The organism is Pseudonocardia sp. TRM90224 (assembly GCF_021245725.1).
Classification (GTDB): Bacteria; Actinomycetota; Actinomycetes; order Mycobacteriales; family Pseudonocardiaceae; genus Pseudonocardia.
In genome coordinates, this window is record NZ_JAJGSX010000056.1 from 1 (window position 1) to 13,288 (window position 13,288).

Here is a 13,288-nt window from a genome sequence, read left to right on the forward strand (position 1 = left end):
GCCCGCTGTCGGGCCAGCTCGACAGCACGCTGACGGAACTCCGGAGGATGAGGAGCAGGCACGAGGACATCCTTGCTGGTGGCCGAGGCCACCTCAGACGAGGTGTCCGTGCTCAGGGGGGAAGCCCAAAGCTCCGCCCACGGGCGGCCGTGTGGTATCCCCAGAGAGGTCGACGGGATGGCACGACCCAACCATCCCGGAGATCTGCCCGCCCGGCGAGGGCGCACTTAAAAACCGCGACCACCAAGACCAACAAGACCACTGCCGCGAGACCACCCGCCACGAACCCACCCAACGAGCTACGTCGAGAACCCACCTCCACCCACTCAAACGCGCCACTCGCGCGCCGAAACGTGGGACTCGCGCGCCGAGACGTGGGACTCGCCGCGCCGAAGGTGTCGACTCACCGTGCTGAAAGCGTCGACTCACCGTGCCCCAGGTGTCGACTCACCGTGCTGAAAGCGTCGACTCACCGTGCCGGAAGTGACGACTCACCCGTCCACCCCGACTCGCGCGCAGCCCGGCCCCGACTCGCGCACGGCCGCGCGGGCGACGTGCTCGGCCACCGCCGCGGCCACGGTCGTGGCCTGCTCTCGGATCTCCGGGAAGGCGGTTGTCTCCCACAGGTTCCCTTTGCGCATCGCGCCGAGCGTCCACAGCGGGGCCGCGGTGGGCAGGAGGCGGCCGTCGGCGGCGGTGTCGAGGCCCAGGCCGCAGGGTCCGCGCCTGGCGAGCCCGGCGTCGAACATCGAGCGCAGCAGCGGGTCGTGCACCGCGCTCAGGTCGGTCGCGGTGCCGGTGCACCCGATCACGGCGCCCACCGCGATCCGTTGGCCGCCCGAGAGCACGACGCGCAGGTCCGCGGACGCGTCGAGCACCTCGCCCGCGTACAGCCGCAGCCGGCCCGCGGCGCGCATCCGGTACAGCCGCGCGGCGGTCGCCGGGGCCATCCGGTGGCGGCGCACCTCCCAGTGCCGCAGGTCCTCGCGCAGGAAGCGGGCCCGGTCGGCCGTCGAGAGCCCCTGCCACAGCTGCGCCGTGACCGGACGAAGACCGTCCACGGCGGCCCGCCAGTCGCGGCCGGCCCGCAATCGCTGCAGGTAGAGCCGCCGCAGTGAGTCGAGGTCCGCGGGTAGGACGGCCGGCAGCGACTGCCGCGCCGACGCCACTGGCACATGCACCCGCGGCAGCAGCCCGCTGCGCGACACGGCGTGCACGGTCCGGCCGGGCCGGTCCAGAGTGATGGCGACGTCCGCCATGGTCAGCCCGGTGCCGACGAGCAGCACGTCGCCGGCCTCCGGGACGGCGCTCAACGCCCCGGGCGCCCACGGGTTCGCGACGAACCGCGGGTGCTTCCGCACAGCCACCGGAGCCCACCCGCTGTCGAGCGGATAGGCGCCGAAAGCGAACACAGCCGCGTCGAACGCCATCGTGGAGCCGTCGGAGAGCAGGAGCCGGCGGGCCTCGACGCCGACCGCCCGGGACCGGACCCGGCGCACCCCGATGGCACCACCCAGGACCTCTCCCAGGTACATGCCGAAGTCCCCGCGCGGCAGGAACTCCCCGGCCCCCACGATCCGTCCGAAATGCCGCGACGCCCAGCCCACGAAGTGGTCGGGATCGGCCGGATGCGCGCTCATCCGCCCCGCCGGTGTGTTGAGCAGGTGCGCCGGATCGCCGGTCGCATAGGCCACCCCGCGACCGGCGTCGGCGCACGGGTCCACCAGCACCACCTCGGCACCCGTCGCGGCCTCGGCCAGCCGCACCGTCACCAGGGCGCCGGCCGCACCGGCCCCCACGATCACGATCCGGGCGCTGCTCATTCGACGAACGGATAGCCGCGCAGCGCGCTCTGCAGCGTTCGCCTGGCCACCCGGACGATCTGCGGGCTCGAGACCCCCGGCGACACGGCCATGATCACCGGCAGCGGCCCGGGCGGCGGCGGCAGCTCACGCTCGGTCTTCGGCAGACCCCAGAGCTCGTCGCCGTTCGCCACCAGGCACGACACCCCCAGCCCGGCCTTCGTGGCGGCCCGCAGGCCGATCAGCTCGGAGCCCTCGTAGCCGACCCGCCACGGCACGGCGGAGGCGTCGAACACGTCCAGGATCCGGCCGCGCAGCGTGTTCGGCTCGGTGAAGAGGGTCAGCGGGAGGACGCTGCCGTCGGAGTGCGCCGGCTGCCCGAACCAGTCCATCTTGATCCGGCCGAGCTCGATGCTCGTCGCCGTCGACGCGGACGGCCGTGACTGCAGCAGGAGCCCCAGGTCGAGCCGGCGGGAGACGAGCTGGCTCTCCAACGACTCGCTCGGCCCCGTCCGGACGCTCACCTGCGCGTTCGGCATCGCGTTCGCCAGCAGACCGAGGATCTCCGGCAACGCCTCGGCGAGCTGGTCGCCCACCCCGAGGGAGAACCGGACCGTCCCGGACGGCGGCAGGAACCGGCCGACCGCCTCGTCGTTGAGCGCGACGATCCGCCTGGCGTACCCGAGCAGCTCGTTGCCCTGCTGGCTCAGCTGGAGATCACGCCCCGTCGACAGGAAGATGGGCGCCTTCACCAGCGTGCTGAGCTGGCGGATCTGCTGGCTCACAGCGGGCTGGGTGACGTGCAGCGCCTCCGCCGCCCGCCGAAAGCCGCCCAGGTCGACGACGGTCACCAGCGCTCGGAGCCGGTTGATCTGCAGATCGTGGAACATGGTGCACCTGCCGTCATCGGTCGAGTCGCGCGAGTACGGCGGAGGCGAGGGCCGCCGGGTCCCCGTCGGAGGGCCGCAGCACGAGATCCGGGTCGAGCGGTGCCTCGTAGGCGTCGTCGATGCCGGTGAAGCCGCGGATGGCCCCGGCGCGGGCGCGGGCGTAGAGGCCCTTGGGGTCGCGCGACTCGCACACCGCCAGCGGGGTGTCCAGGAAGATCTCGACGAAGTCGATGCCCGCCGCGGCGTGCGCGGCCCGGACCGCGTCGCGATCCTGCCGGTACGGGCTGACCAGCGACACGATCGCCACTGCGCCGGAGTCCGCGAAGAGCTTCGCGACCGCACCGGTGCGTCGCACGTTCTCGGCCCGGTCGGCCCGGCCGAAGCCGAGGTCGGAGTTCAGGTCGTGGCGCAGGTTGTCGCCGTCGAGCAGGTAGGCGGGCCGGCCGGCCGCGACGAGCCGTCGTTCCAGCTCGGCCGCCACACTCGACTTGCCGGCGCCGGAGAGCCCGGTGATCCAGACGGTGCAGCCCCGGGTCGCCCGCTGATCGCGGCTGACGGCCGGTGCGTGCCACACGACGTCGGCCGGCTGCTGCGCAGCGGGGCCGATGATCATGCCAGCGCCGACGGTGTTGTTGGTGACCTCGTCGACGAGCACGAAGCTCCCGGTGCCCCGGTTGCGTTTGTACGGGTCGTAGTGCAGCGGTTCCTGCGTGCGCAGCCGGATCCGCCCGATCTCGTTGAACGTCAGCGAGCCCGCGGACTCGTCGCGGTGCAGCGTGTTGACGTCCAGGCGGTAGTTGAGGTGCTCGACCGAGGTCCGCACCAGCTGCGACGTGTGCTTCACCAGGTAGGTGGCGCCCGGGGTGAGCGTCGAGCGGTCGCTCAGCCAGCAGACCGTCGCGTCGAGGTCCTGCCCGACGTGCGGCCGGTTGTTCGGGCGGCAGATCAGGTCGCCGCGGCCGACGTCGATGTGGTCGTCCAGCTCGACGGTGACCGTCTGCGGGGGGAACGCGTCCTGCACGGGCACCCCGCCGGGACCCCAGATCCTGGCGATCCTCGACGTGCAGCCGGAGGGCAGCACCGCGACCTCGTCACCCGGCCTGAGGACCCCGCCGGCCATCGTGCCCGCGTAGCCCCGGAAGTCCTGGTGCGGCCGCACGACGTACTGCACCGGGAGCCGGGCGTCGACCAGGTTCTGGTCGGAGCCGACGTGCACCTCCTCCAGGTGGTGCAGCAGCGACGAGCCCTCGTACCAGGCGCTTTCGGCGCTGCGGCCGACCACGTTGTCGCCGTGGAGCGCGGAGATCGGGATGAACGAGAGGTCCTGCACGTCCAGCTTCAAGGAGAAGCGGCGGAACTCCTCGCGGACCTCGTCGAACCGCTCCTTCGACCAGTCGACGAGATCCATCTTGTTGACGCAGACCACGAGGTGCGGGATGCCGAGCAGGCTCGCGATGAAAGCGTGCCGGCGCGACTGCTCCAGCACACCCTTGCGCGCGTCGATCAGGATCAGCGCGAGGTCGGCGGTGGAGGCGCCGGTGACCATGTTCCGCGTGTACTGCACGTGGCCCGGGGTGTCGGCGATGATGAACGTCCGGCGCGGCGTGGCGAAGTAGCGGTACGCGACGTCGATGGTGATGCCCTGCTCGCGCTCCATGCGCAGGCCATCGGTCAGCAGCGCCAGGTTCGGCGCCGCCTCACCGCGCTCGCTGCTGGCGCGCTCGAGGGCGGCCAGCTGATCGGTGAAGATCGTCTTCGTGTCGTACATCAGGCGCCCGATCAGGGTCGACTTGCCGTCGTCGACGCTGCCGGCCGTGGCGATGCGCAGTAGTGGCCCCATCAGAAGTACCCCTCCTTCTTGCGGTCCTCCATGCCGGCTTCGGAGATCCGATCGTCGGCGCGGGTGGCGCCGCGTTCGGTGACCCGGGTGGCGGCGATCTCGTCGACCACCTCGTCCGGGGTCCTGGCGTCGGACTCGACGCAACCGGTGCACGTCGCATCGCCGACCGTGCGGAACCGCACGCGCATCTGCACCGGTTCCTCGTGCTCCGAGAGCGTCAGGAACCGGGTGTTCGCCAGGAGCATCCCGTCGCGCGCCACCACGGACCGCCGGTGCGCGTAGTAGATCGACGGCAGCTCGATGGCCTCGTCGCGGATGTAGCGCCAGATGTCGAGCTCGGTCCAGTTCGACAGCGGGAACACGCGGATGTGCTCGCCCTTGCGGTGCCGCCCGTTGTAGAGGTTCCACAGTTCCGGCCGCTGGTTGCGGGGGTCCCACCGGCCGTACTCGTCGCGGAAGCTGAACACCCGCTCCTTCGCGCGGGCCTTCTCCTCGTCGCGGCGGGCACCGCCGAACACCGCACCGAAACCGTGGTCCGCGATACCGCGCAGGAGCGCGGCGGTCTGCAGCCTGTTGCGGCTCGCGCCGACCCCGGACTCCTCGACGACACGACCGCTGTCGATGTCGTCCTGCACGCTGCTGACGACCAGCCGGACGCCGAGCCGGTCGACCACCGCATCGCGGTACTCGATGACCTCGTCGAAGTTGTGGCCGGTGTCGATGTGCATCACCGGGAACGGCAACGGGGCCGGCCAGAACGCCTTCAGCGCGAGGTTGAGCATCACCACCGAGTCCTTGCCGCCGGAGAACAGCAGCACGGGCCGCGGTGACGTCGCGACAACCTCCCGGAAGATGTGCACCGCTTCGGCTTCGAGCGCCTGGAGATGCGTGAGCTCATACGTGGTCGACACGGAGGAACGTCCTCTCTGCGGGAACCAGACCTTCTGCGGCCGGCCGGGTGCAGGACCTTCCGGCGATTTCCTGGATCGCGATCCCGAACTCCTCGGCGCGGCCGTGTGCGGCGAGCCAGCCGAGGTTCATGTCGAGGAACACGGCCATGTTCTCCACGACGAGCTCACCGGGGCTGATCTCGCCGCGTTCGCAGAAGACGAGCGCGCACCACGACGAAAGAACTCCGATGATGCGCGTGCACGTCAGCATCGCCTCGTTGTCCGCCTGGACGGACAGGCGTGCCTCGCAGTCGCGGTACAGAGCCGGCAGCGAGAGCAGATCGAGGGTCACGGTCTGCAGGCAACGCCCGCACCAGGAGAGCTGACCGTCGACATCGTGCGGACAGAGCTGTCTGTCACGCGTATCGCTGGCAATACCCACCAGTCCTCCCCGGGTCGGTCGGATCGATGGTGGGCCGACGCCGTGGACGGGTGGTCGCAACCGACTCGACGCACTCCGTTAGTTGCACAGGTGCTTCCTGCGCGAATGGCCCAACGCCGTACACCGTTCGCGTGCAGGTGAGGCCCGCACCACGGCGCACGTGAACAATTCATGCTCGCATTGCTCATCGACGCCCTGTCCGCGCCGACCGCTCGATCCGATACTGGATTCCAGCCGTAATCGACGCATGCAGGTTCAGGACGGAGTTGTGATGCAGGAGGTTTGTTTCTGCGGCCGGGTGGGCCCTGTCACCGACAGATCTCCGCAGATCGTGGAGTCCGAGCGCGCTCTGGTGTGCCCCGACTGCGGGAACGTCGAACTGATGCGTTGGTGGAATCCCGAGCACCTGCGCGAGCAGATCTGGTGCGAGGCCGTGAACAAGGCACTCCGGCAGACCGCCGACAATCCGATTCCGGAGGTGCCCCCGATCCCGATGCAGCCGGCGGATCGCTGAACATCGACGGGCTAACCATCTGAACATGCCGTCACGCCCTCGGCGAAGGCGGCGCGGGGCCATACGATCGGGCAAACCGGCCTCGCGCCGGCCTCACCTGTTCCTACTGTGGGAGTTCTGTTGCCCGAGGACGCTTCTGCGACCGCACCCCCGACCCCGTTCGGACCTGTACCGACTGCGCCTCAGCTGCGCTGGCACGCGCTGGAGACGACCGCCTTCGTCCATTTCACGACGAACACGTTCACCGGGTGCGAATGGGGGTACGGCGACGAAGAGCCCGAGATCTTCGAGCCGACGGAGTTCGACGCCGACGAGACCGTGCGCGAACTCGCCGCTGCCGACATGAAGGGGATCATCCTCACCGCCAAGCACCACGACGGTTTCTGCCTCTGGCCGACGGCGACCACCGAACATTCCGTGAAGAACAGCCCGTGGCGGGCCGGCGGTGGTGACGTCGTCGCAGAATTCGCGGCCGCCTGCAAGCGGCACGACGTCCAGTTCGGCATTTACCTCTCGCCGTGGGACCGCAACAACCCCGACTACGGTCGGCCGGAGTACTTGGAGATCTACCGCACCCAGCTCCGCGAGCTGCTCACCGGCTACGGACCCCTGTTCGAGGTGTGGTGCGACGGCGCGAACGGCGGCGACGGGCACTACGGCGGCGCGAACGAGCAGCGCCACGTCGACGTGACCACCTACTACGGATGGCCGACCAACTGGGAGCTCGTCCGCTCGCTCCAGCCGGAGGCCGTCATCTTCAGCGATGTCGGCCCGGATGTCCGTTGGGTGGGGAACGAGGACGGGATCGCCGGCGAGACGTGCTGGGCGACCTACTGCCCCGTCGGGCTGGAGGGCCGTGAGCCGGCTCCCGGCGCGATCGACATCGCGGTGGCGCCCGTCGGGCAACGCGGAGCCGACAGGTGGATGCCTGCGGAATGCGACGTCTCCATCCGCCCGGGTTGGTTCTGGCACGAGCACGAGTCGCCGATGGGTCCCGAAAAGCTCATGGACGTGTATTTCAGTTCGGTGGGACGCGGGGCCGTGCTGTTGCTCGGGCTGCCACCGGGCCCTGATGGGCGGCTCGATCCCCGCGACGTGGACGTGCTGCGGACCTTCACCGCGCAGCGTCGCGCGTTGTTCGAGACGGACCTCGCTGCGGACGCGATGATCAGCGCCTCCGACTGCCGCGGACCGGGGTTCGCGCCCGGCCACCTCGTCGACGGCGACCCCAAGACGTACTGGGCCACCGCCGACGACGTCCACGAGCCGCATCTCGCGATCGAGTTCGGCCGACCGACCGTCGTCTCCGTGGTCCGCCTGCGTGAGGCGGTCCACCTGGGCCAGCGCGTCGACCGCGTCGCCCTGGACGCCTGGGCGGACGGGGCCTGGACCGAGACGGCGGCTGCCACGTCGATCGGCATGTCCCGCCTCATCCGCCTCACCACGCCGATCGAGACGACGGCCTTGAGGTTGCGGATCACCGCGGCCGCCGGTCCCGCCCTCAGCGAGCTGGCGGTCTACTGACGCACCGCGGCGGCGCCGAAGGCCGGCAAGGCCCTCGACGCCGCCGCGGTCCGGCAGGCCGTCACTTGGAGATGCCGCCGAGGGCGATCCCCTTCGTGATGTACTTGTTGAACACCAGGTAGAGCACGACGACGGGGATCGCCGCGATGCTCAGGCCCGCGAAGAGCGACCCGTAGTTCGTGGTGAACTGCCCCTTGAAGCCCAGCACACCGACGGCCGCTGTCTGGCTCGACGCGTCCTGCAGCATCACGATGGCGATCTGCGCCTCGCTCCAGGTCCAGATCGCGAGCAGGAGCGAGACGGTGACGAGCGTGCCCTTCGACAGCGGCAGCACGATCCTCCAGAACGCCGTGAACTCGGTGAGCCCGTCGACGTAGGCGGCCTCGACGACCTCCCGCGGGAAGTCGGCGAAGAACGCACTCATGATCAACACGGTGGTCGGCAACGCCATGACGCCGTAGAGCACGCCCAAGGCAACGGGATTGCTCACGAACCCGAACGCGTTCACCATCCGGTACAGCGGGATGAGGATCAGCACGAACGGGACCACGGTGGCTGCCAGGAAGATGCCCAAGTAGGCGGCACGCATCCGCGAGGACAATCTCGTGGAGAAGTACGAGCCGATGGATCCGAGCACGATGTTGACCAGGAGCGCGACCACGAAGACAACGGCCGAGTTGCCGAGGAACACCCCCATCCCCGCCGAGCCGACCGGGCCGGCCCACGCTTCGGAGTAGTTCTCCGGGTGCAGGCTGCCCGTCAGTCCGAGCGCGTTGCCGAAGATTCCGACGTTGTCCCGGAACGAGAGCAGCACGATCAGCAGGAACGGTCCGACTGCGAGCAGCGTCCAGAAGATCAGAAAGGCGTTCTTGACGATCGCCGGGATGAATCGCATTTCAGAGTCCCCCTGCCTGCTGCGAGCGGCTCAGCCGGAGGCTGACTATCCCGACGCCGAGGAGAAGCACGCCGCTGATCACCGCCATGGCACTCGCCACGCCGTACTCGGCCAGGCCGAAAGCCTTGGTGTAAACGAGCAGCGGCAGAGTCTGGGTGGCCGTTCCCGGTCCGCCCTGGGTCATGCCCCACAACATCGCGAACCCGTTGGCCGCCCAGATGAACTGCAGGAGAGAGCAGGTCACCAGGACGGGTCTGATCATCGGAATCGTGATGTGGAAGAACTTCTGGGTGTCGCTGGCTCCGTCGAGCCCCGCTGCTTCGTAGACGCTCACCGGGATCTGCTCCATGGCGCCGAGCAGGAGCAGGAACGAGAACCCGACACCGCTCCAGATGGATACGAAGATGGTCGGGAAGATGGCGGTCGACGAGTCGGCGAGCCAGGCGTGGTTGTCGCCGAGACCAAGAGCACCCAGCACGCCGTTCACGAATCCGAAGTCCGGCTGGAAGCCGGTCGACCACAGAACCGCGACGGCTGTTCCCGGTGCGATCGACGGCAGGTACCAGACCACGCGGTAGAACTTGGAGCCCGGTGCGCCCATGCTGATGGTGGCCGCCAGTACGGAACCGATCGCCACGATCCCGAAGGAAGTGCCGACCGAGAACACCAGGGTCACCCACAAGCTGTGCCACATGTCGGGACTGCTCAACGCGCTGACGTAGTTGGCGGCCCCGACCCAATCGGGCTCGCCGAAGCCGAGCCAGTCGGAGAAGCTCAGCCTGATGCCGTCGAAGGTCGGGTACCCGAAGACCGCGAGGATCGCGAGTGCGGCGGGCGCGACGGCGATCAGGGGAAGGTGCCGCCCCAGCCGAGCCGTCTTCCGCTCGCGCGGGGCGATTCCGGGCGGCTCCCCTTCGAACGGTGGGCGGGTCTGCACGCCCACCCCGGAGCTCCGGCGATCACTGTTCATCTAACGCTCCGTCCTGCCGGGAAGTCGATCAACGTCCCCGCACCTTGTCCAACTGCGCCTGCACCTGCGCGCCGATCGCGTCGGGAGTGGTTTCACCTGCGTACATGGACAGGACCAACGGCGAGCTGAACGACTGGCCGAGAGAACCGGGGACCGTGCTGGTCCAGCCGCTCTGCGTGCCGTTCTTCCTGATGTCCTCGAGCATTTCCTTGACGATCGGGTCGGTCTCGTCGAACGCCGAATCGGGAAGGCCGGTAACGGCGGGCAACCCGTGCGCCGCCTTGACGACGGCATCCCGCTGGGCCTCGTTGCTCACCATGTGCTCGAGGTACTTCTTCGCCAGTTCCTGGTTCTGCGCACCGGCGGGAATCACCATCGTGCCGATGTAGCAGCCGGTCAGCTGGGCGGTGCGGGTCGAGTCGACCGGCGGCAGCAGCATCCACCCGAAATCGAACGGAGCTCCGTCGTCCCGGAGCGTTCCCGCAGTCCAGTGCCCGCCGAGCGCCATGCCGGCCGAGCCGGTCGCGAATGCGGACTCCGTCGCCGTCTTGTCGGTGCCGAGGAAGCCCTCCTGGTAAACGCCGTTCTTCGCGTAGTCGGCGAGCGCACCCAGGGTCTTGTTGAACGGGTCGTCCGTGTAGCGGGCCGTCACCGAGGCGTCGGCTTGCCATGATTGGAGGTAGTTGGTCATCTGTTCCGGCGTGGCCGCCGTCGGCAACAACGCGTCGATCATCCAGGTCGGCTGGGCGGAGCCGGACTTCCCGGCGAACGCCAGTGGCTGGACGCCGATCTTCCGCAGCCCCGCGGCCATCTGGTAGAGCTGGTCCGGCGAGGTGATCCGGTGGTCGGCCGGGGCGGTCAGCCCGGCCTTCTCGAACAACGCCTTGTTGTAGTAGACGATGCTGTAGAGGCAGGAATCGGTGATCAGGCTGTAGTGCTTGCCGTTGTAGAGGTTCGCCTGGTTCACCGATTCCGCATACCTCTTGTCGAGGTCGGCGGCCTTCCACACGTCGGCGAGGTCGAGGATGGCTCCCTTCGCGGCGAGTGCCCCGAATGTCGCTCCGTTCGAGGGCAGCAGGCCGACGTCCGGTGGGTTGCCGCTGGTCAACACGGTGGAGTTCGTCGTGGTCTTCGCTTCGCTGCTGACGGACTCGAGCTTGATCTCGACGTTCGGGTTCGCCGCCTCGAAGCCCTCGGCGAATGCTTGCGCCGCCGCGCTGCTCGTCTCACCCTGTTCGAACTGCACACGCAGCACCGTCTGCCCATCGCTCCCGCCACCGGCGCAACCCGCGATCCCGGCCGATACGGCAAGCAGCACCGCGGACATGACAGCGACGCGCCGGAACGGCGGTCGTGAAGCAGAAACAGTCGTCATCGGCCATCCTTGCTGTCTGAATTTGATTCGTCGAACACGTTGTGCGGCCTCGATCGGATGAATGTCCCAGCGCGGCCTCTTACACCGCGTGCGTTCACGGAGCCATCTCTTCACCGGCTCGCCGGACGCTAGCAGCGAATACGTCGGATGGATACCCATCTGCACAAGGCTCGACATGCGGACATCCGACACCCCAAGACGCACGAACGGTCAGAGTTGGGCGTCAGGTATTTCTTCGACCCAGAAGACGCCACGCATGTGTCGTCAATCTGCTGCTGCGTCGACATCCGTCATTGTCCTGCGGCCGGCGACCGATATCGGGAATCCGCCATTCGGCGAGCACGCTCGTCGATTTCGGCGGCGACGGCCATCAGCTCCCGGGCCGCTAGTCGAACCGCGCGGGCCCCGAAGTCGAGGAAGTAGTCCGGAAGGGCGTTCGCCACGTCGGCACGGTGTTCGCCGACCGCGACCGTCCTCGCCAGCAACGAGATCAGGAGCCGGCCCGCATCGGTGTGCCGCAAGATCGGATCACCACGGAGGAGGCGAACCAGATCGCGGAACTCCGCGATGTCCGCAGGGTTCATCTTCGCGGCATCGGCGCCGGCCCCGGGGTGATCGGTGACCAGCTGTGGCGCAGTAGCGTCCTCGCCCCGACGAAGGCGCTTGCGGACCTCACCCACCGTGTTGGGCGAGATCCCGAGGCGACGGGCCGCTTCACGCAGCGATATCTCCGGATCCTCGGTGAGGAGGTTCAACGCGCGGCGGCGGCCGATCGTCGGGTCCAACGGCCGCATCCGCCCGTTCGCGCTCTCGCGCCGCGATTGGTCCACCGCGCGGTCGCGCATCTTCTCGACCGTCCGCGGAGCCAACTGGGCCTCCAGCGCGATTCGCCGGGAGGACCAGGTCGGATGCTCCGCGAGCAGACGCCGAGCAATGTCCTTGCGGGTCTCGATGCTCAACATTCCCGGCCCCGATCGCGCATCCGCCGGGACCACGCTAGTGAAAGGCTCGCAAAATTTGGACGCGGATCTCGGGGCCCACCACGAGGCCGACGTCCCGCGCGATGGCCGTCGATGCTCATCTGATCTTCCTTCCTCGCGTGGCAGGATCGCCGTGAACTGCACGGACCTGCCCGCCGCCCCGCAGAACGTCCTGCAGGTTGGTCATAAACACTAAAGAAGGAAGGGGCGCGGAACCACACGGCATACACCGGATCACTGGTGAAAAATCACCCCGCCTGATAGCTTTGCGCCATGACGGGGCCACCGAGCGCCGAGCTCGGTCTCGACGAGCCGGTCGAGGTCGTCCAGATCGGGAACTCCGTCCACGGGGTCCACCTCGCCCACGCGGCGTGGAGCCTGCCCCACCTGTGGCAGCTCCACCTGTACCGCTACTCCTGCGAGGCATCGATCGACGGTCACCCGTTGACGATCAAGCCGGGGTCGGTGAGCGTCTGGCCGGCCGGAAGCGCCGTCGAGCAACGCTTCCAGGGCCGCTCCGAGCACATCTACGTGCACTTCCGCCCACGTAGCCGGGCAAACCCGCGAACGTTCCCGGTGCTCCAGCACGCCGGCGAGCAGACGGTCTGGCTGGACGAGCTCCTGCGGCACGCCGTGACCGCCCCGGTGTCGGACCGGTCCCGGGTGGAGGCGGACGTCTGGTCCGTGCTCTGCAGGATCGCCGATCCCCAGCTCTCCCGGCCGAGCCCGACGGACACGGTGACCGATGCCATCGCCTTCATCGCCGCGCACCTCACCGAGCCGATCCGCGTTCCATTGGTCGCGGCGGCCGCGGGGGTGTCGCACAACCACCTGACCCGCCAGTTCCGGGCGACGACCGGCCTGACCGTGGTCGCCTACATCCGCCGCCAGCGGCTGCTGCGGGCCCGGCACCTGCTGGCCTCGTCGACCATGTCGATCACCTCCGTCGCGTCGGCGGTGGGGATTCCCGACATCCAGGCCTTCAACCGCGCCTGCCGGCTGGAGTTCGGCGTCCCGCCACGCTCGATCCGTACCGACGCCGAGCGCTCCGCGCCCGTCACGATGGACGATCGTGGTGCCCCGATCGGCACCTACCTCGGCGGTCAACGCCGCTTCGTCCCCGGCGCCGACGTCGAGCTTCCCGCCACCGACTCGTGAGGTTGACG

At 68.9% G+C, this 13,288-nt stretch carries 12 protein-coding genes; 3 read left to right on the plus strand and 9 right to left on the minus strand.

Going from position 1 to position 13,288, the window contains the following annotated elements; all coding sequences use genetic code 11:
* Positions 1 to 491: 491 nt before the first annotated feature.
* The 5 genes from LL648_RS39420 to LL648_RS39440 are packed head-to-tail and all read right to left on the minus strand — an operon-like array spanning position 492 to position 5,864.
* Positions 492 to 1,823: an FAD/NAD(P)-binding protein gene (locus tag LL648_RS39420; protein ID WP_232668074.1), complete on the minus strand. Its 1,332-nt coding sequence runs from the start codon at positions 1,821 to 1,823 to the stop codon at positions 492 to 494.
* A complete protein-coding gene (locus tag LL648_RS39425) occupies positions 1,820 to 2,692 on the minus strand; it encodes a LysR substrate-binding domain-containing protein (protein WP_232668075.1) in 873 nt (290 codons plus the stop codon). Before LL648_RS39425 ends, LL648_RS39420 begins: the two co-directional genes overlap by 4 nt.
* 13 nt (positions 2,693 to 2,705) lie before the next feature.
* Positions 2,706 to 4,532, minus strand: coding sequence for an adenylyl-sulfate kinase (cysC, locus tag LL648_RS39430; protein WP_232668076.1), 1,827 nt, complete (start codon positions 4,530 to 4,532; stop codon positions 2,706 to 2,708).
* Positions 4,532 to 5,443 carry a sulfate adenylyltransferase subunit CysD gene (cysD, locus tag LL648_RS39435; protein ID WP_232668077.1) on the minus strand — a complete coding sequence of 304 codons (912 nt, stop codon included), beginning with the start codon at positions 5,441 to 5,443 and terminating at the stop codon, positions 4,532 to 4,534. Before cysD ends, cysC begins: the two co-directional genes overlap by 1 nt.
* Positions 5,427 to 5,864, minus strand: a complete 438-nt coding sequence (locus LL648_RS39440; RefSeq protein WP_232668078.1) for a hypothetical protein — start codon at positions 5,862 to 5,864, stop codon at positions 5,427 to 5,429. The genes cysD and LL648_RS39440 overlap by 17 nt, the downstream gene beginning before the upstream one ends.
* Before the next feature lie 247 nt (positions 5,865 to 6,111).
* Here LL648_RS39440 and LL648_RS39445 point away from each other — a divergent pair, with 247 nt between their 5' ends.
* Together LL648_RS39445 and LL648_RS39450 are read left to right on the plus strand one after the other, a co-directional pair.
* Positions 6,112 to 6,378, plus strand: a complete 267-nt coding sequence (locus LL648_RS39445) for a hypothetical protein (RefSeq protein ID WP_232668079.1) — start codon at positions 6,112 to 6,114, stop codon at positions 6,376 to 6,378.
* Between the two features lie 120 nt (positions 6,379 to 6,498).
* Positions 6,499 to 7,902, plus strand: coding sequence for an alpha-L-fucosidase (locus tag LL648_RS39450; protein WP_232668080.1), 1,404 nt, complete (start codon positions 6,499 to 6,501; stop codon positions 7,900 to 7,902).
* A gap of 61 nt (positions 7,903 to 7,963) precedes the next feature.
* On the opposite strand, the gene LL648_RS39455 is transcribed toward LL648_RS39450, so the two are convergent.
* From LL648_RS39455 to LL648_RS39470, 4 genes are all read right to left on the minus strand, one after another.
* On the minus strand, positions 7,964 to 8,797 hold the full coding sequence (locus LL648_RS39455) for a carbohydrate ABC transporter permease (RefSeq protein WP_232668081.1): 834 nt from the start codon (positions 8,795 to 8,797) through the stop codon (positions 7,964 to 7,966).
* Position 8,798: 1 nt separating this feature from the next.
* A complete protein-coding gene (locus LL648_RS39460; RefSeq protein ID WP_232668082.1) occupies positions 8,799 to 9,740 on the minus strand; it encodes a carbohydrate ABC transporter permease in 942 nt (313 codons plus the stop codon).
* 55 nt (positions 9,741 to 9,795) lie between these two features.
* Positions 9,796 to 11,319: an ABC transporter substrate-binding protein gene (locus LL648_RS39465; protein WP_232668083.1), complete on the minus strand. Its 1,524-nt coding sequence runs from the start codon at positions 11,317 to 11,319 to the stop codon at positions 9,796 to 9,798.
* Positions 11,320 to 11,432: 113 nt separating this feature from the next.
* Positions 11,433 to 12,104 (minus strand): winged helix-turn-helix domain-containing protein, encoded by a 672-nt coding sequence (locus LL648_RS39470; RefSeq protein ID WP_232668084.1) that lies wholly within the window; start codon positions 12,102 to 12,104, stop codon positions 11,433 to 11,435.
* Positions 12,105 to 12,395: 291 nt separating this feature from the next.
* On the opposite strand from LL648_RS39470, the gene LL648_RS39475 reads away from it, so the two are divergent.
* The gene (locus LL648_RS39475) at positions 12,396 to 13,280 is read left to right on the plus strand and encodes an AraC family transcriptional regulator (protein WP_232668085.1); all 885 of its coding nucleotides are present in this window, start codon (positions 12,396 to 12,398) and stop codon (positions 13,278 to 13,280) included.
* Positions 13,281 to 13,288 lie beyond the last annotated feature (8 nt).